Annotated in this window: 13 protein-coding genes; 10 read left to right on the top strand and 3 right to left on the bottom strand. The window is 60.3% G+C overall.

The window, feature by feature from the left end; translation table 11 throughout:
- Window positions 1-4 precede the first annotated feature (4 nt).
- The 5 genes from GGE33_RS00700 (at window position 5) to GGE33_RS00720 (ending at window position 7,564) form a co-directional block, all read left to right on the top strand.
- A complete protein-coding gene (locus tag GGE33_RS00700) occupies window positions 5-385 on the top strand; it encodes a DUF779 domain-containing protein (protein WP_148143016.1) in 381 nt (126 codons plus the stop codon).
- An 84-nt stretch (window positions 386-469) separates the two neighbouring features.
- Window positions 470-2,764, top strand: coding sequence for an FdhF/YdeP family oxidoreductase (locus GGE33_RS00705; protein WP_183820864.1), 2,295 nt, complete (start codon window positions 470-472; stop codon window positions 2,762-2,764).
- Window positions 2,761-3,036: a hypothetical protein gene (locus GGE33_RS00710; protein WP_148143018.1), complete on the top strand. Its 276-nt coding sequence runs from the start codon at window positions 2,761-2,763 to the stop codon at window positions 3,034-3,036. The genes GGE33_RS00705 and GGE33_RS00710 overlap by 4 nt, the downstream gene beginning before the upstream one ends.
- Window positions 3,037-3,444: 408 nt before the next feature.
- On the top strand, window positions 3,445-5,874 hold the full coding sequence (locus GGE33_RS00715) for a glucose/quinate/shikimate family membrane-bound PQQ-dependent dehydrogenase (RefSeq protein ID WP_183820865.1): 2,430 nt from the start codon (window positions 3,445-3,447) through the stop codon (window positions 5,872-5,874).
- A 298-nt stretch (window positions 5,875-6,172) separates the two neighbouring features.
- Window positions 6,173-7,564 (top strand): FAD/NAD(P)-binding protein, encoded by a 1,392-nt coding sequence (locus tag GGE33_RS00720; protein ID WP_183820866.1) that lies wholly within the window; start codon window positions 6,173-6,175, stop codon window positions 7,562-7,564.
- A 177-nt stretch (window positions 7,565-7,741) separates the two neighbouring features.
- Here GGE33_RS00720 and GGE33_RS00725 read toward each other — a convergent pair whose 3' ends face one another.
- Together GGE33_RS00725 and GGE33_RS00730 are read right to left on the bottom strand one after the other, a co-directional pair.
- A complete protein-coding gene (locus GGE33_RS00725; protein WP_183820867.1) occupies window positions 7,742-10,303 on the bottom strand; it encodes a GcvT family protein in 2,562 nt (853 codons plus the stop codon).
- Window positions 10,304-10,416: 113 nt separating this feature from the next.
- Complete coding sequence (locus tag GGE33_RS00730) at window positions 10,417-11,217, bottom strand: potassium channel family protein (RefSeq protein WP_183820868.1); 801 nt, start codon at window positions 11,215-11,217, stop codon at window positions 10,417-10,419.
- A gap of 180 nt (window positions 11,218-11,397) precedes the next feature.
- Here GGE33_RS00730 and GGE33_RS00735 point away from each other — a divergent pair, with 180 nt between their 5' ends.
- Window positions 11,398-12,789 (top strand): ethanolamine ammonia-lyase subunit EutB, encoded by a 1,392-nt coding sequence (locus tag GGE33_RS00735; protein ID WP_183820869.1) that lies wholly within the window; start codon window positions 11,398-11,400, stop codon window positions 12,787-12,789.
- Between the two features lies 1 nt (window position 12,790).
- Window positions 12,791-13,564 carry an ethanolamine ammonia-lyase subunit EutC gene (eutC, locus tag GGE33_RS00740; RefSeq protein ID WP_183820870.1) on the top strand — a complete coding sequence of 258 codons (774 nt, stop codon included), beginning with the start codon at window positions 12,791-12,793 and terminating at the stop codon, window positions 13,562-13,564.
- Between the two features lie 8 nt (window positions 13,565-13,572).
- Here eutC and GGE33_RS00745 read toward each other — a convergent pair whose 3' ends face one another.
- Window positions 13,573-15,147: a sensor histidine kinase gene (locus GGE33_RS00745; RefSeq protein WP_183820871.1), complete on the bottom strand. Its 1,575-nt coding sequence runs from the start codon at window positions 15,145-15,147 to the stop codon at window positions 13,573-13,575.
- 305 nt (window positions 15,148-15,452) lie between these two features.
- Here GGE33_RS00745 and GGE33_RS00750 point away from each other — a divergent pair, with 305 nt between their 5' ends.
- The 3 genes from GGE33_RS00750 (at window position 15,453) to GGE33_RS00760 (ending at window position 17,919) form a co-directional block, all read left to right on the top strand.
- Complete coding sequence (locus tag GGE33_RS00750) at window positions 15,453-15,638, top strand: hypothetical protein (protein WP_148143025.1); 186 nt, start codon at window positions 15,453-15,455, stop codon at window positions 15,636-15,638.
- A gap of 26 nt (window positions 15,639-15,664) precedes the next feature.
- Window positions 15,665-16,183: a Dps family protein gene (locus GGE33_RS00755; RefSeq protein WP_183820872.1), complete on the top strand. Its 519-nt coding sequence runs from the start codon at window positions 15,665-15,667 to the stop codon at window positions 16,181-16,183.
- An 89-nt stretch (window positions 16,184-16,272) separates the two neighbouring features.
- Window positions 16,273-17,919, top strand: a complete 1,647-nt coding sequence (locus tag GGE33_RS00760) for an FAD-dependent oxidoreductase (RefSeq protein ID WP_183820873.1) — start codon at window positions 16,273-16,275, stop codon at window positions 17,917-17,919.
- The last annotated feature ends 13 nt before the right edge of the window (window positions 17,920-17,932 follow it).

A 17,932-nucleotide genomic window follows, 5' to 3' on the forward strand; every position in this document is an offset into this window, starting at 1 on the left:
GATCATGAATACTCATGTCAACGGGGAGCCGCGCGTCACCGCCACCGATGCGGCACTCGATCTCATCGCCGAGATAAGGCAGGACTATCCGGAAATCCTTTTCCACCAGTCCGGCGGCTGCTGCGACGGGTCATCGCCGATGTGTTACCCGGCTGATGATTTCATTATCGGTGACCATGACGTGAAGCTGGGCGAGATCGGCGGCGTGCCGGTCTATATCAGCGGCAGCCAGTTCGAGGCGTGGAAGCACACGCAGCTGATCATCGATGTCGTGCCGGGCAGGGGGGGAATGTTCTCGCTCGATAACGGCAGGGAAAAGCGGTTTCTCAGCCGCTCGCGCATTTTCGGTGGTGGAGAGGCCTGTACCATTCCACGGGTGCGGTAACAACCAAAGTTGATAGGTTTTGTCTATCGAGCCATACGAACAGTCAGCTTGAAACGCTTTTGACGATCGTCAATAGCATCTGTCATGACTGGATCGTTTATTGGCAAGAAGTCCTCGGCCGCCGGCGGTTGGGGTGCGTTGAAGAGCTGCGGCAAGCGGCTGCTTGAAAGCGGATCGCCGCTCGCTGGCGCCCGCACCATGTTGAAGGCAAACCAGCCGGATGGCTTCGATTGTCCGGGTTGCGCCTGGGGTGATCCCGAACATGGATCGTCATTCGAATTCTGCGAAAACGGGGTGAAGGCCATTTCCTGGGAGGCGACGGAAAAGTGCGCGACGCCTGCATTCTTCGCAGCCAATACTGTCTCTGAACTGCGCAAGTTGAGCGATTACGAGCTGGAGCTCAACGGTCGGCTGACCCATCCCATGCGGTATGACGCGGCGAGCGACCGGTATCTTCCTGTCGCCTGGGAGGACGCCTTTGCCGAGATCGGCGGCATTCTCAAGGGCCTCGATAGCCCCGACCGGGCGGAATTCTACACGTCCGGTCGTGCCAGCAATGAGACGGCCTATCTCTATCAGCTGTTCGTGCGGGTCTACGGCACCAACAATTTTCCCGATTGCTCCAACATGTGCCACGAAGCAAGCGGTGTCGCGCTGAAACAGGCGATCGGCGTCGGCAAGGGGACGGTTCTGCTTGAGGATTTCGAAAAGGCGGATGCGATTTTCGTCATCGGCCAGAACCCCGGCACCAATCATCCGCGCATGCTGGGCGACCTGCGCCGTGCCGCCATGCGTGGCGCCGATGTTGTCGTGTTCAATCCGGTGCGCGAAAAGGGGCTGGAGCGTTTTTCCGATCCGCAGGACAAGATCGAGATGCTGCGCGGAGGCTCTACCGAAATTGCCAGCCAATATTACCAGCCGCGCCTCGGCGGCGACATGGCGGCGGTGCGCGGCATGGCCAAGGCCGTGTTTGCAGCAGAAGATGAAGCGATTGCCGCAGGTGAGCCTTCGGTCCTCGACCATGCCTTCATCGCCGAACATTGCGCCGGGTTTGCTGAATACCGCGCCGCGATCGATGCTACCGGCTGGGCCGAGATCGAGGATCAGTCGGGGCTTTCCCGCGCCGAGATCGAGCGTGCCGCGGCCGTCTACATGAAGGCCGGCAAGGTGATCTGTACCTGGGCGATGGGCGTGACCCAGCATGCCCATTCGGTGGCGACGATCCGTGAGATTTCCAATTTCATGTTCCTGCGTGGCAATGTCGGCAGGCAAGGTGCGGGGCTATGCCCGGTGCGTGGCCATTCCAATGTGCAGGGAGACCGCACGGTCGGCATCAACGAAAAGCCGCCTGCCGCTTTCCTCGATGCGCTGGAAAAGCACTTCGCTTTCAACGTTCCGCGTGCCGACGGGCACAATGTACTGGCCGCGATCGGCGCGATGCTGGATGGCTCTGCGCAGGCCTTTATCGGACTTGGCGGCAATTTTGCCCGCGCAACGCCCGATAGCACGCTGGTCGAGACGGCGATGCGGCGGATGAAACTCACGGTCAACATCGCCACCAAGCCGAACCATTCGCATCTGATGCCCGGCGAGGTTTCCTATATCCTGCCCTGCCTCGGGCGCACCGAGATGGACCTGAATTCGCTCGGCAATTCCCAGCTCGTCACCGTCGAGGATTCGATGAGCATGGTGCATGGCTCGGCCGGTATCAATCGTCCCGCCTCGCCTCATCTTCTGTCCGAAGTCGGCATCATTGCCGGCATTGCCGAAGCCACGGTCGGCACGGATGTCGTGCGCTGGGCAGCGCTCGCGGACGATTACGACCTCATCCGCGATCATATCGAAGCGACCATTCCGGGCTTCGAGAATTTCAACGCCCGTGTCCGCAAGCCGCGCGGCTTCCATCTGCGCAATACCGCGTCCCATCGCGAATGGACCACGCCGGCGGGCAAGGCGTGCTTTTCCGCCGTCACGCTGCCGCAGGAGACGGTGCACCAGCGTGCCCGCAATGGCGTCGGACGTTTCGCCTTGCAGACCTTCCGATCGCATGACCAGTACAATACCACCGTCTACGGTCTCGATGACCGTTATCGCGGTGTCTATGGCGAGCGCCAGGTGATCTTCATCCATCCCGAAGACCTGAAGGATATCGGCGCTGAAGCCGGTGACCGGATGGATGTCGTGACCGATTACGATGACGGGATCTCCCGCGTGGCGCAGGATTTCCGCTTCGTGCCCTATGACATCCCGCGCGGCAGCATTGCCGGTTATTATCCGGAGCTGAATGTACTCGTGCCCTTGGGCAGTGCGGGCGAGGAAAGCGACACGCCGACCTCCAAGTCGATCATGGTGTCGTTCCGCAAGCGCGAGGCGGCGTGAACGAGGATCGCGATCAATCCGAGCGGTTTCTCGCCCTTGTCGCGGAGCATCAGGCGAAGGATCTGCGGCTGACATCGCTGCAAGCGGCGCTCATCGTTGCTGCCGAACAAGGTATTGCCGTTGACAGTCGTTCTTTTGCCCGGCTTCTCGGGGTTGCCCATGCTCTGGCGCTGAGAGAGCTGAATGCGCTTGTCGAAATGGGCGGGCCGTTGCGCATCGTGAAGCGGGAAGCGCGGACACTGCGCAGCTTTTACGTCGTGGAACATCCTTAGATGATACCGGGATGGCCGGATATCTACCGGCTTTCGATCGTGACGCTCATCCTTAATCGTGCTCGAAATTCAGGTTTATCAATAGCTTGAGGACCGTTCAAAATCGTCGAACAGATTATGTACGGAATAGTACATACATTTTCTTGCCATTTTGCCGCAGGCGGCGTTATACCGCAGATGCGGGCATGCATGCCTGCCGCTGGCGCGCGGGGAGGGCGTGGCAAGCGACCTCGAAGTCCTCGAAAGGGACGCCTCCGACCAGCCGATTGCATATCGTTCGGCCTGCCGTTTGCGTTTCTTCGACAGAAGCACGGTACTGCATTTGATCCTGTTCCCCGCTCCTGACGGCACCGCTGTGGCCTTTGACTGTCGACACTGTCGAATCCACAACTGGAGCTAGAGACACAAATGGAAACCTCAAAGGGCGCCCTGTCCGCGATAGCCAAGACCTGGCTTTTCGTGCTCGGTGCCGTTCTCGCCCTCGCGGGCCTGTTTTTCGCCGTTGCCGGCGGCAAGCTCGCCATGCTCGGCGGCAGCTGGTACTTCCTGCTTGCCGGCATTGCGATCGTTATCGCCGGTGCGCTTGTCATTCTTCGCAAGCCCGCAGGTGCGCTGCTGTTCGGCCTCGTTAACATCGCCACCGTCGTCTGGGCGATTTGGGATGCGGGTCTCGATTTCTGGCCGCTGATCTCGCGCCTGCTCGCCTTCGGCGTCGGTGCAACGGTGATCGCGCTGAGCTTCCCGCTGCTGCGCAAGGCCGCCGGCAGGACGCCGGCCTATCTGCCGTCCTTCCTGGTTGCCGCTATTCTTGCTGTTGCTTCCGTCGCCGGTTTTGCCGGCATGATGGTGCCGCATCCGACCGTCGCCTTTTCCGGCACGCCTGCACCGCTCACTCCGGTCGATCCGGCCAAGGAGCAGAAAAACTGGGAAGCTTATGGCAATTCGGCCGGCGGCTCGCGTTTCGCCGCGCTCGACCAGATTACCCGCGACAACGTCAAGGACCTCACGGTTGCCTGGACCTACCATACCGGCGACACCCCGATCAGCCCCGGCGGCGGCGGTGCCGAAGACCAGCAGACGCCTCTGCAGGTCGGCGACCGCGTATTCCTGTGCACCCCGCATAATAACGTCATCGCGGTCGATGCCGATACCGGCAAGGAGATCTGGAAGAACGAGATCAACTCGAAATCTTCCGTCTGGATGCGTTGCCGCGGTCTCGCCTATTTCGACGCCGCTCGTCCGCTCGCTCAGCCGACCGTCGATGGCTCGACGCCGGTGGCCCCGGTGACGGTTGCCGAAGGCGCGCTGTGCCAGCGCCGCCTGCTGATGAACACGATCAATGCCGAGCTGATCGCGCTTGATGCCGATACCGGCGCATTTTGCCCGGATTTCGGCACCAATGGTCGCGTCGATCTGAAGGTCGGCATGGGCAATGCGCCTGATCCGCAGTACGTGCTCACCTCCGCTCCGACGCTTGCCGGCACCACCGTCGTCGTCGGCGGCCGTATCGCCGACAACGTGCAGGTGGATATGCCTGGCGGTGTCATGCGCGGTTTCGACGTGATCACCGGCGAGTTGCGCTGGGCCTTCGACCCTGGCAATCCGGAAATCACCAAGCTGCCGCCGGAGGGCCAGACTTATACGCGCTCGACGCCGAACGTCTGGGCAGCCATGTCCTATGACGAGGCTTCCAACACCGTGTTCCTGCCGGTCGGCAGCCCGTCGGTCGATCTCTATGGTGCTACCCGCACCGATCTCGACCACAAGTACGGCGCTTCCATGCTGGCGCTCGACGCCACGACGGGCCGCGAAAAGTGGGTCTACCAGACGGTTCACAACGACCTCTGGGACTTCGACGTGCCGATGCAGCCCTCTTTCTTCGATTTCAAGAAGAAGGACGGCTCGACGGTTCCGGCGCTGACCTTCGGCACCAAGGCCGGCCAGATCTGGGTTCTCGACCGCGCCACCGGCCAGCCGCTGACGGAAGTCGCGGACGTGCCGGTCAAGCCGGGCAAAATCCCCAACGAACCCTATGCACCGACGCAGAAACTGTCGGTCGGCATGCCGCAGATCGGCGCGCAGACGCTGACCGAAAGCGACATGTGGGGTGCAACTCCGTTCGACCAGCTGTTGTGCCGTATCGCCTTCAAGGGCATGCGTTATGATGGCGTCTACACGGTTCCGGGCACGGATCTGGCGCTCAACTTCCCGGGTTCGCTCGGCGGCATGAACTGGGGCGGTTTCTCCACCGACCCGGTGACGAACACCATCTTCGTCAACGACATGCGTCTCGGCCTGTGGATCCAGATGAAGGAAGCCGCACCGACCACCGCCGTTTCAAGCGGTTCGGAAGCCACCAACACCGTCATGGGTGTCGTGCCGATGAAGGGTACACCTTACGCCGTCGACAAGAACCGCTTCCTGTCGGCGCTGGGCATTCCCTGCCAGGAACCTCCTTTCGGCACGCTGACGGCGATCGACATGGATAGCCAGAAGATCAAGTGGCAGGTTCCGCTCGGTACCGTCGAAGATACCGGTCCGTTCGGTATCAAGATGGGCGTCCCCATCCCGATCGGCATGCCGACCATCGGCGGCTCGCTTGCCACACAGGGCGGCCTCGTCTTCTTCGCAGCCACGCAGGATTATTATCTGCGCGCCTTCGACAGTGCGACCGGCAAGGAAATCTGGAAGGCCCGCATGCCGGTTGGCAGCCAGGGCACGCCGATGACCTACAAGTCGCCGAAGACGGGCAAGCAGTATATCGTCATCTCGGCCGGCGGCGCGCGCCAGTCGCCCGACCGTGGCGACTACGTGATCGCCTACGCTTTGCCGGATTGATCGGTCCGAACTGCATCGAAATTGGAGCCGCGGCATGGAAACATGTCGCGGCTTTTTTCGTTTATGCTGCCTAAAGCATGTCGTGCAAAAGTGTGCAGGCTTTTACGCAAGAGACATGCGGCAAAACAAGGAGCTAAAGCGCGGCAAGCGAATCTGAAAGATCACGCCGCACTTTAGCATCAGCTGTGGCTGACATAAACGAGGGCTTTACAGACGTTCAATCCCGACTAGGTTGGTAGTGATATCGGACGCCGTGGGGACGGCGACCGGCTTTCCGAAATAGAGCAGGAGTTGGCCCTTGATCTATGACGTCGCTGTTGTCGGTTCCGGTTTTTCAGCCATTGCGCTGACTATCAATCTTCTGCGCCAGCTTGGGCCGGAGCGGTCGATTGCCATTATCGGCGATGATCCGGGGTTCGGCCGCGGCACTGCCTATCGCAGCGAATTCTATCTCCACCGGCTCAATGTACCGGCGGCACGGATGAGTGCGTTTCCGGATGAGCCGAACGATTTCCTCGATTGGCTGAAGGAAAAAGGACGCAAACCGGTCGGTGATTATTTTGCCGCGCGTGGAGATTACGGGCTTTATCTCAGGGACAGGCTGGCCTCGCTGTTGCGCCGCCGGGATGACCGCGTTGCCGTCGATTTCATCAAGGCCAAGGCGACAGCCTGCATGATGCCCGGTGATACGGATGTCGAATTCCATCTCGACAATGACGCGGTGCTGCGAGCACGAAATGTTGCGCTCTGCCTTGGTGTCGGTAATGCAGAAATGCCGATCGCGTCTGATCTTGTTCCGGAAAAGATGCAGCGCCGTATCGTTCAGAACCCCTGGCGGCTCGGCTGGCTCTCGTCCGTCAAACCAGATGACGATATCTGCATTCTGGGTTCCGGCCTGACGATGGTCGATCAAGTCCTGTCGCTACGCTCGCACGGACATCGTGGCAAAATCCATGTGATTTCGCGTCGGGGCCTCGTTCCGCACCCCCACAGCACGATCAAGCCGGAGCCGGTCGAACCTCGCCTGCCTGCGACAGGCCGCGAGATCAGCGACATTCTCGCCGGCTTTCGGGCGCAGGTGCGCGAAGGGGCTGACTGGCGCGGGCTGATGGACGGGTTGAGGCATCGCACGCAGCAGCTCTGGCAGGAACTTAATGACGCGCAGAGATCCCGTTTCATGCGGCATGCGCTTGCCTGGTGGAATATTCACCGGCACCGGCTTGCCCCGCCGGTCTGGTCGCGTTTCAGCCCGTTGATCGATAATGGCACGGTGACGGTCCATGCCGGTTTCATTCGCGAGATCAGGGAGACCGATGGCCGGATCGGCATCCGCTTCCGCAAACGCGGGACATCCGAGATGCAGGAGATTGCCGTCGACTGGATCGTCAATTGTACCGGCATGGAACGCGCCGGCATCGCTCATTCACCGCTGTTGCAGCAGATGTGCGAGACATCCGTGATCGGCATGGACCGGCTGGGGCTTGGTGTGAGCGTCGATGCCCGCTCGCGTATCTGTTGCCCGGATGGAACCGTGCGACAGAGGCTTTATGCCGTCGGTGCGTTGACAGCGGGGCAGTTCTGGGAAATCACCGCCGTGCCGGATATTCGCAACCAGGCGAAGCGGGTGGCGGAGGAGATTGCCGGGGAGCTGGCGGGTGATGCCGAGATAGGGCGGCGGCAGAGCGCTTGAGGTTTTTTGATGAGCGGGCAACGCTCTCTTCCCTCATCTCTGTTCCTCGGGTTGAACCCGAGGATTGTCACAGAGATCCAGCCAGCCCAAGTCCTTGGGCTGAGAAGACTCGTTTCGCCGCGCCGACGCGCGTCGGCTGGATTCCTGTAACAAGGACAGGAATGAGGGAGTTTCAGGTTACGTCCGCGGCTTCAAATTCTCCGGGTCATAGAGCGGCTTGTAACCCACCGCCGCCACTTCCACCGGGAAATCCTCGTTGAAATAGTTGACCGTGAGCTTGCGGCCGACCTCACAGTAATCCCACGGCAGATAGGCAAGCGCGATGTTCTTGCCGATCGTCGGGCCATAGGCGACGGAGGTCGTGTAGGAGATGCGGCCGAGTTCATCCACCAGCGTCTTGCCGGTATCCGGGTCGATCACCGGCATGGAGCCGACCGGGTAGCGCTTGACGCCGCTCGCATCGGTATTGTCGGTCATCACCAGTGTGCACAGCATCGCTGGCTGGTGGTGCCTAGCCTTGTATTCCAGATGTTTCGCCTTGCCGCGGAAATCCGCTTCCTTGACCTTGGGACGGGCAAGATCGGCCTCGATCAGGTTGTACTGGGTCAGAAGATCGCCGTTCTGCAGCCGCAGTGACTTTTCCATGCGGCGGGAATTGGCATAGGTCTCGACGCCGAAGGCCATGACGCCGGTTGCCCGCAGCGCATCCCAGACGGCAAGGCCGTCCTCGTATTTCATATGCAGTTCCCAGCCCTGTTCGCCGACATAGGAAATGCGGAAGGCGGTAACGGGCTTGCCGGCGATCTCGATCGGCTTGATTGCGGCGAAGGCGAAGTTTTCGATGTCGAGGCCCGACGGATCGGCGACGACCTTCTTCAGCGTTTCGCGGGCGTTCGGTCCCCAGATGCCGATGGTGATGAATTTTTCCGAAACATCGGTAATGGTGACGTCGAGGCCGCGATCTTCAGCCGCGCGTTTCATGTAATGAAAATCGCGCGGGCCTGCATCGGCGCCGTTCACAAGACGGCAACGGTCGCTCAAGCGGAACACGGTGAAGTCGGCGCGCACCATGCCTTCTTCGTCGAGGAAGTGAGTGTAGATGCCCTTGCCGATATTGGCATCGCCGCCGATCTTTGCGGCGCAGAGCCATTCCAGCAGCTCGACATGGTCCGGGCCTTCGATATCGACCATATGAAAATGCGAAAGGTTGACGATGCCGCAATCCTCGCTCATCGCTAGATGTTCGGCATTCGACACGCGCCAGAAATGGCGTTTGTCCCATTCGTTTTCGCGTACCGGAACCTGATTGGCGTATTTTTCCAGAAGATGGTCATTGGCGGCGTAGCCATGCGCACGTTCCCAGCCGCCAAGCTCCATGAAGTAACCGCCAAGCTCCTTCTCGCGCTCGTAAAAGGGTGACTTCTTGGCGCCGCGGCCGGTCGCATAGGGTTCGCGCGGATGAACTGCCGGGAAATAGATTTTTTGTGCGGCCTCGCGGGTGCGGCCCTCGATAAAGTCTTCGGTCAACTGGTGCGGGTAGAAGCGCGAATAGTCGATCGAGTTGTGGTCGACCTCTGTTCGGCCGTCGGTCATCCAGTCGGCGATCAGCTTGCCATAGGCCGGGCCGTCCTTGACCCAGATAGCGACGCAATACCAGAGGCCGCGCACCTTCTGGCTTTCGCCGCAGGACGGGCCGCCGGCGGCGGAGACCTGCAACAGGCCGTTGAAGGAATGGCCTTCGTTGTAACCGAGTTCGCCGAGGATCGGGGTCAGTTCCATCGCACGCTCGAGCGGTGTCAGGATCTGCTCCATGTCGAGGTCGCGCTGCGAGGGCGACAGGCGGGCCTCATGCTTTTCGAGAATGTCGCGCGGGTGGCAGAGGCGCGGATTGTCGGTCTCGTAATAACCCCATTCGATCTGGCCGCCCTCGGTCGTGTTCGGATCGCCGGTGTCGCGCATATAGGCGGAATTGCCCTGGTCGCGCAGCAGCGGATAGCCGATCTCCTTGCCAGTACCGGCGAATTCGTTGAACGGGCCGAAGAAGGTCAGTGGATGATCGACCGGCATCACCGGCAGGTCCTCGCCCACCATTTCGGCGATCAGGCGGCCCCAGATGCCGGCGCAGACGATGACGTGATCGGCCATGATCGTGCCGCGATGGGTAACGACGCCCTTGATGCGGCCGTTCTCGACGATCAGCGATGTCGCCGGCGTATTGCCGAAGACTTTCAGCTTGCCGGCCTTTTCGGCGGCATCGACCAGCTTGCCGGCCACGGTTTGGCTTCGGGGAATGACGAGGCCTGCATCGGGATCGAACATGCCGCCCTGAACCTGATCCTCCTCGATCAGCGGGAATTTTTCCTTGATCTCGGCGGGTGAGACGTAATGGGCGCGGGTGCCGAAAGCCTTTGCGGACGTCAGCTTGCGCTTGATCTCTTCCATCCACAGGTCATCGCCGGTTCGGGCGACTTCCAGCCCGCCGATGCGGGCGTAATGGCCCATCTTCTCGTAGAAATCGATGGAGTACTGGGTGGTCCAGACCGAGAGATAATCATGGCTGGTCGTGTAGCAGAAATCCGAGGCGTGGGCGGTCGAGCCGATATCGGTCGGGATGCCGGACTTGTCGATGCCGACAATGTCGTCCCATCCGCGTTCCACCAGATGGTGGGCGATCGAAGCGCCGACGATGCCGCCCAGACCGATGATGACCACTTTTGCCTTTGATGGAAATTCTGCCATTGCCGTCTCCTGACTCTGCGGGGGAGATTAGCGACAGTTCGCGGCCCGGCCCAGTCGATATACGACACGGAAGGATGATCATCACGCCATCGGATCAAAGCGCTTCATGCCGATCAATCACCTTCATCGGGAATGTTCAGAAGGTGACCACAGGCCTTGCAATGCACGGCATCGGTATCGTGCCGCTGCAGCCCGCATTCGGGGCAGGGGAAGCGCACCTTGGGCGGCCGGATAATCGCCTGCGCCAGCCGCACAAACAGCGAGATGCCGATGATCATGGTGAAGACGGAGGTCAGCTTGCCGAGCGTGCCGGGAAGCGTGATGTCGCCGAAGCCGGTAGTGGTGATGGTTGCGACGGTGAAATAAAGCGCATCGACGAAACCTTCTCCGCCGGGGCGGTCATAGAAGAAGCTCGTGTAGACGAAGCCCGTCACCACGAAGAGAAAGACGATGAAATTCAGGCAGGCGCGTGTGACGTCTTCCAGATGCAGGCAGCCGAAGCGCCGCATGACCTCTTTCAGAAGCGGGCTTCTGCCGATCGCCCAGATCCGCATGACGCGCAGGAAGGCGAAGTTGAAGAGCGTGTCGGGAAACAGCAAGGTCGCGAGGATGAAAAGGTCGACCCAGGTCATCGGCATCTTCAGGAAGCGGCCAAAGGATGGGGCGGCAAGCGAACGGGCTGCCAGCTCGAAACCGACCCAGACGGCGATCATATAGTCGATGATCAGATATGACGGCCCGTCACGCAGGTATGGGCCGAGCAGAAAGAAGGCGAGTATGCAGATGTCGATGAAGGCAAGCAGAGCCTGCCAGCGCAAGGCCCAGGCATCGCGGCCCCTGGCTATGCGGCGGATGGTTTCCCGCAGCGAATTGATATCGAAACGGGATGTGTTCGGGGCGCCGTGAGATTCCATGCGGCGTAGATATTGGACCGCGCTCGCAGGTCAAGCACGTCTCCGTTGCGATGGATCAAGTTTGACCTTGAAAAGCGAAGTGTTTGTCGTGCTTAATCGGGTTGGAAGATAGTGCTTTGGAGGAAGCGGTATTCTCCAGGGAGGCCGACTGCGCGCGCTTTTTCAATGGGTTGATTTTTCATGGCCTACAAGACGACGATCGAGCAGACTGTCTTTCGCTTCGATGACCTGAAAACGCTGCTGGCGAAGGCGACGCCGGAACGTTCCGGTGACCAGCTGGCGGGCATTGCCGCGGAAGGTCCGGTCGAGCGGCTGGCGGCGCAGATGGCACTTGCCGATCTGCCGTTGAAGGCGTTTCTCGGCGAGGAACTGATTTCAGCGGATGATGACGAGGTTTCCCGGTTGATCGCGGAGCGGCACGATCCGGCGGCCTTTTCTGCAGTCTCCTCTCTTACCGTCGGAGAATTCCGCGAATGGCTGCTCAAGCCCGAGACGACGCATGATCGGCTCGAAGCCGTCACCTGGGGACTGACGCCCGAAATGGTGGCAGCCGTATCGAAGATCATGCGGCTGCAGGACATGATTGCCGTTTCCGCCAAGCGCCGCGTCGTCACCCGTTTCCGCAACACGATCGGGCTTGCGGGGCGGCTTTCCACCCGCAACCAGCCCAACCATCCGACCGACGACAGCCGCGGCATCATCGCATCCGCCATCGACGGGCTGCTGATGGGATCGGGCGATGCCGTGATCGGCGTCAATCCGGCGACCGACAGTACCGAGGACTATATCCGTATCGTCTCGTTGCTCGACGAGTTACGCGAGAAGCTGGCGATCCCGACCCAGACTTGCTGTCTCGGTCATGTGACGACTGCGATCCATGCGATCGAACGCGGCGCGCCGGTCGATCTTGTTTTCCAGTCGGTGGCCGGATCGGAAAAGGCCAATCGCGGCTTCGGCGTCGATCTGGCGCTGCTGAAGGAAGCGCATGAGGCTGGACGGTCGCTGAACCGCGGCATGCCGGGCGCCAACGTGATGTATTTCGAGACGGGGCAGGGCGCCGCCCTCTCGGCGGACGCGCATTTCGGCGTCGACCAGCAGACGATGGAGGTGCGCGCCTATGCGGTCGCGCGCGAATTCGATCCGCTGCTCGTCAACACCGTCGTCGGCTTCATCGGGCCGGAATACCTGTTCAACGGCAAGCAGATCATCCGCGCCGGCATCGAGGATCATTTCTGCGGCAAGCTCCTGGGTCTGCCGATGGGCGTCGACGTCTGCTACACCAACCATGCCGATGCCGATCAGGAAGACATGGATACGCTGCTGACGCTTCTCTGCGCGGCCAATGTCAATTTCGTCATCACTGTTCCGGGTGCCGACGACATCATGCTGAACTATCAGTCGCTGTCGCATCACGACGCCGTCTATTGCCGCGAGACGCTGAAGCGGCCGCCTGCACCTGAGTTCGAACAGTGGCTTTCCGAGATCGGGCTGACGGATCGTGATGGTGCATTGATCGGCGAGCCGGCAGCACTTTCCAACTATGTCCGCAGCAGCGCATTGATCGGAGCCTGACATGGCAAAGGTGATCGAACCATCCGCTGCCGAAAAGACACTGGATCTCAGGGAGATGACCGATGCGCGCGTTTCGCTCGGCCGCCATGGTGCGGGTCTTCCGACGCAGGCGCAGCTTTCCTTTCTGCTCGATCATGCGCGAGCACGCGAAGCGGTGTGGACGAGTGTCGACCGAGCCTCGCTCACCGACCGGCTGAACCGCATCGGCTTGTCTGTGATCGGGGTCGACAGCATGGCTCCTGATCGCAGCATCTATGTTCGGCGACCGGATCTTGGCCGGTTGCTCGCGCCGGAATCGACTGAGCGACTGAAACAGGCGGGGACGGGCAAGGGCTACGACGTGGCGATTGTCGTCGCGGACGGTTTGTCGTCCAGTGCGGTCGATCTCAATGCCGTGCCGCTGATCGAGGCGCTCTCTCCGAAACTCACCACGCTCAACCTTTCGGCCGCGCCGATCGTGATGGCCAATCAGGCAAGGGTGGCGCTCGGTGATCCCGCAGGTGAAGCGCTTGGCGTAAAACTGACGATCGTGCTTGTCGGGGAACGTCCGGGCCTTTCCGCCGCAGACAGTCTCGGAGCCTACATTACTTATGGTCCGAAGTCGGGGAACCCGGATTCCGGCCGCAACTGCGTCTCCAATATCCGCGATGGTGGTCTGCCGATCCGTGAGGCTGCCGAGGTCATTGCCGCGCTGGTCAAGGATATGATGAAGACCCGCGTCAGCGGCGTGGCGTTGAAAGCGGCCGTGGCAAAGCTGCCGCCTTCGAACGTCTAGCATTTTTGTCAGGCGGTCAGCGTCACCGCTTCTTCCTCATCCACCGCGAGCGGCAGCCTGACCTCGACGACCGCGCCTTGTCCGTCCATCCGGTCGCGGATCGAGATCGTGCCGCTATGCGCCATCATGATCGAGCGGCACATGGCAAGACCGAGGCCCATGCCATTCGGCTTGGTCGTGTTGAACGGCTTGAATAGGGTTTCCGGCGCCATCGAACCCAGCCCAGCACCACTGTCGGTAAAGCGGATTGCGATACCTTCGTCGGTGAGACTGCTCTGGATCGTGAGTGCGCGCGTGTCCGCCGTCTCCATCGCATGCATGGCGTTGGATATGATGTTGAGGAAAACCTGCTGCAGCAAAACCCGATCCCCACGAACCGTCCCCCCTTGGGCCATCAGCGACAGGTTTACCTGCACGCCGTCGGCTACAAGTTCCTTCTGCTTCAGCTGCACCGCATCGGCGATTGCGGCATCGACCGTGACTTCCGCATTTTCTGATTTCGACTTGCCGAGCAGCATCCGCACGCGCTTGACGACCTGCGCTGCATGTTCAGTCGCTGCAACGGCATCCTGCAGGGCGAGCTTCGCCTCATCGATATCCGGTGGTTGCCGATTCAGCCAGCGTGTGCCGGCCTGCACGAAAGTCATGATCGCCGAAAGCGGCTGGTTGACTTCATGGGCAATCGAGGCCGAGATTTCGCCGATCATCGCGGCGCGAGACGCCTGTTCCAGTTCCTGCCGCGACGTTTCCAGCGCTTCCTGGAACTGGTGCCGCTCGGTCATGTCGATGATGCTGGCCTGTATGCGGTCGAGGCCGGAGCCATCTTTCGGAAAGCTCAATGCAACAAGGATCGGGATCAGTCTGCCATCCCGGCTGCGCACGGTGGTTTCCGACTGAAACTCGGTCTGGCCTTCGAAAATGCCAGCGAGGAAATGGGCGAAACCGCCATCGTTGTCAGGAAGAAAATCGTCGAGCGTGCGGAAGAACTCATCCTTGGACGGAACGCCCATCAGCTTCAGCGCGGTCTGGTTGACGTCGGTGATCCGAACGGCCCTGCGCATTCTGACGACAAAATCGTGATTGTCTGCAAGATACGGTCGTATATCGACGATGCCACGTTGGCGCAGCTTGTCGAGTTCGGCCTTCACGAAGCGGAAATCGTTCTCCCAGATTGCAACGGCCAGCGTCTCGAAAATCGTCCGGTAGCGGTGCTCGCTTTCCTTAAGGGCTGCCTCGTCTCCAACGCGGCGCAGAAGGAGAAGCGTCGTCACGATGTTCGCGGCGAGGCTGAAGAGAAGCCGCAATGTCGCCTGGGATTCCAGATTATGCGCATGTGAAGTTGCGAAGCTGATGAGGGTGAGAATTGCGCAGATTGCGGAAGTCCTGCGAATGGCTTTTTTGCTGCCAAGGTCACCCGCCAGCACGATAACAAGCACGTAGAGCACGGCAACCGCGCTTGCCAGCGTCGTGAACGTGTCTATGGCGAAGATGGCGAGCCCGGAAGCAATACCGAAAGCTACGCGATATCTGTTGCTGGCTGCTATACCCGGCCGGTTCCCGGATCGCCGCATCCAATTCGTCATGTCGCCCTGCAAGACCAGTCCCCTTGATCGACAATTCATGCCGGATCGCTGTTGCCCCATTCTTGCGACAGACTATCGGAGAATTGCGTGATATGCTTCTCTGAAATAATCCTGAATTGTCCAAAATTACGCAACCGGCTCGTTTGGGTTGCTGTCGAAATGCAGGCTGCACTGCTCGCGCAGATGGATTTGTCCAAGTCGCACGCAGGGCAGGGCGATATTGTCTCACCCGTGGAACACAAACATCGTAACCTCATTTGTCAGAGTGGCGGCGTGGGTGTTCGCAGCAAAATTGGAGGCATGACATGACGAACAAGCGTCAAGACGCGGAAGACGTTCTACGTGACGGTCTCGAAAGCCTGCCCGAACCGCTCGATCTCGTCGTTGCGAGAGCGCCCGCGGCCCATGTCGAGACCGATGAGGATGTCGACGAGGCGTTGCGCGAGACGTTTCCCGCAAGCGATCCGCCGGCGTCGTTCAGAACCGCGTAATTCAAATCTCAATGAAGGATATGATCATGGAACAGACCGCCAAATCTCGCCGCTCGGCAGATCTCAAGACCCCGACAGGTCTTGGCGCCGAGGCAACCAAGGACATTTCCGGCGGCGCCAATGCGCTGCTCGCCGATGTCTTTGCGCTTTATCTCAAGACCAAGAATTTCCACTGGCATATGTCCGGTGTGCATTTCCGCGATTTCCATCTGATGCTGGACGATCACGGCGACGAGCTGCTGGCGATGACCGACCCGCTGGCCGAGCGCGTCCGGAAGATCGGCGGCAACACGCTGCGCTCGATCGGGGACATTTCCCGCAAGCAGCGCATCGAGGATAACGACGCCGACTTCGTCCATCCGCATGAAATGCTGGCGGAATTGCGTGAAGACAATGCTTCCCTCATCGCCAGCATGCGCGAACTGCATGATGTCTGCGACGAGCATAACGATGTCGGCACAGCCAGCCTGCTCGAAAACTGGATCGACGAGTCTGAAAAGCGTGCCTGGTTCCTGTTCGAGATCCTGCGCGATACCAACAAGTAATATGCCCTTCGCCGGCATCCGTATTGCGGATGCCGGCTTTTCGTTGATAAAATCCGCGATTATCGGTGATGTCGTGACGGGAGCTTTGCATGCCTGATCTTCCTGTCGATCCCACCGATCCGTGGATACGCCCGGCCCAGACCTTTCCCGCACTGACAGACGAGATGATCGAACGCATCCGCCCATACGGGACGGAGGAGCAGATCGAGGAGGACACCTTTGTGTTCCGTCGAGGCGATCATTCGATCGATTTTCTTCTGGTTCTGGACGGCGAGCTGCAGATGTTCGCCGACGATCCCATCCAGGGACGGCATCATCTCTACAGTTATAAACGGGGCCAATTCAGCGGTGAGCAGAACATGTTCACCCATCGCAGCATTCTGCTGTCCGGCCTCTGCCTTGCCGGTTCGCGGGTCATTCGGGTCTGCCACGAGAAGTTCCGTGCGCTGATTACCGGAGAGCCGGATATCGGCGAGACGATCATCCGCTCTTACATCCTTCGCCGCGCCGGCTTCGTGCGCCACGCGACCGGTGGCGGCATTCTCATCGGCCATAGGGAAAGCGGCGACCTGTTGGGTATCCAGCGGTTTCTCATCCGCAATCTCTATCCCGTCACGATCATGGGCGTGAACGATACGGACGCACCTGCCGTGATGCAGAGGTTCGGGATCGGTACGGATGATCTTCCGGCCCTGATTACGCCGGATCACGGCGTTCTCAAGCAGCCGACGAATGAGATACTGGCCGACGAACTGGGGCTTTTCGAACCGCCGGAAGACGATGCGCTTTATGACGTCGTGGTGCTTGGCGCGGGACCGGCCGGGCTTGCATCGGCGGTCTATGCCGCCTCGGAAGGGCTGAAGACACTCGTCATCGAAACCATGGCGCCGGGCGGCCAGGCCGGCACGTCGTCGAAGATCGAGAATTATCTCGGGTTCCCGACCGGTATTTCCGGGCTGGCGCTTGCGGGGCGCGCCCATATCCAGGCACAGAAATTTGGCGCACGGCTTTGCGTGTCACGAAGTGCCGCATCCCTCGATTGCTCAAACTCGCCTTATGCGGTGGGCCTGAGCGATGGCCGTTCGGTCAGCACGAAGACTGTCGTGGTTGCGACCGGCGCGCGTTATCGCAAGCTCGATATTCCCGATTATGCAAGGTTTGAAGGTCGCGGCATCCAGTATGCGGCAACCGCGATGGAAGGCCAGATCTGTTCGGGTCAGGAAGTCGTCATTGTCGGTGGCGGCAATTCGGCAGGGCAGGCAGCGGTGTTTCTTTCCCGGACCGCGCGTCACGTGCATATGCTGGTGCGCAGCAAGATTTCCGCGACCATGTCCGACTATCTTGTCCAGCGTATCAAGAGCTCGCCGCATATCACCCTTTGCGAAGGATGCGAGATTACCGAGCTTGGCGGAGAACACGGGCTGGAAACCGTGACCTGGATCGATCGCACGAGCGGGGAGACGTCACGCTGCAATGCCTCCAACCTGTTCGTGATGATCGGGGCGGACCCCAATACCGACTGGCTCGACGGATGCCTGGAACTCGACCGGCAAGGCTTCGTCTGTACCGGCCTTTCCTCCGACGATATGACACGGCATCCCTATGCCGCCAGCAAGCCGGGCATCTTTGCCGTAGGCGACGTGCGGGCCGGGTCCGTCAAGCGGGTAGCATCAGCCGTGGGTGAGGGATCGGTTGTCGTCGCCGCGATCCATCAGTACCTCGCAGCGGCTCATTGAACCGTTTCCATTT

It is taken from the genome of Aliirhizobium cellulosilyticum, from assembly GCF_014198105.1.
Taxonomy (GTDB): domain Bacteria; phylum Pseudomonadota; class Alphaproteobacteria; order Rhizobiales; family Rhizobiaceae; genus Neorhizobium; species Neorhizobium cellulosilyticum.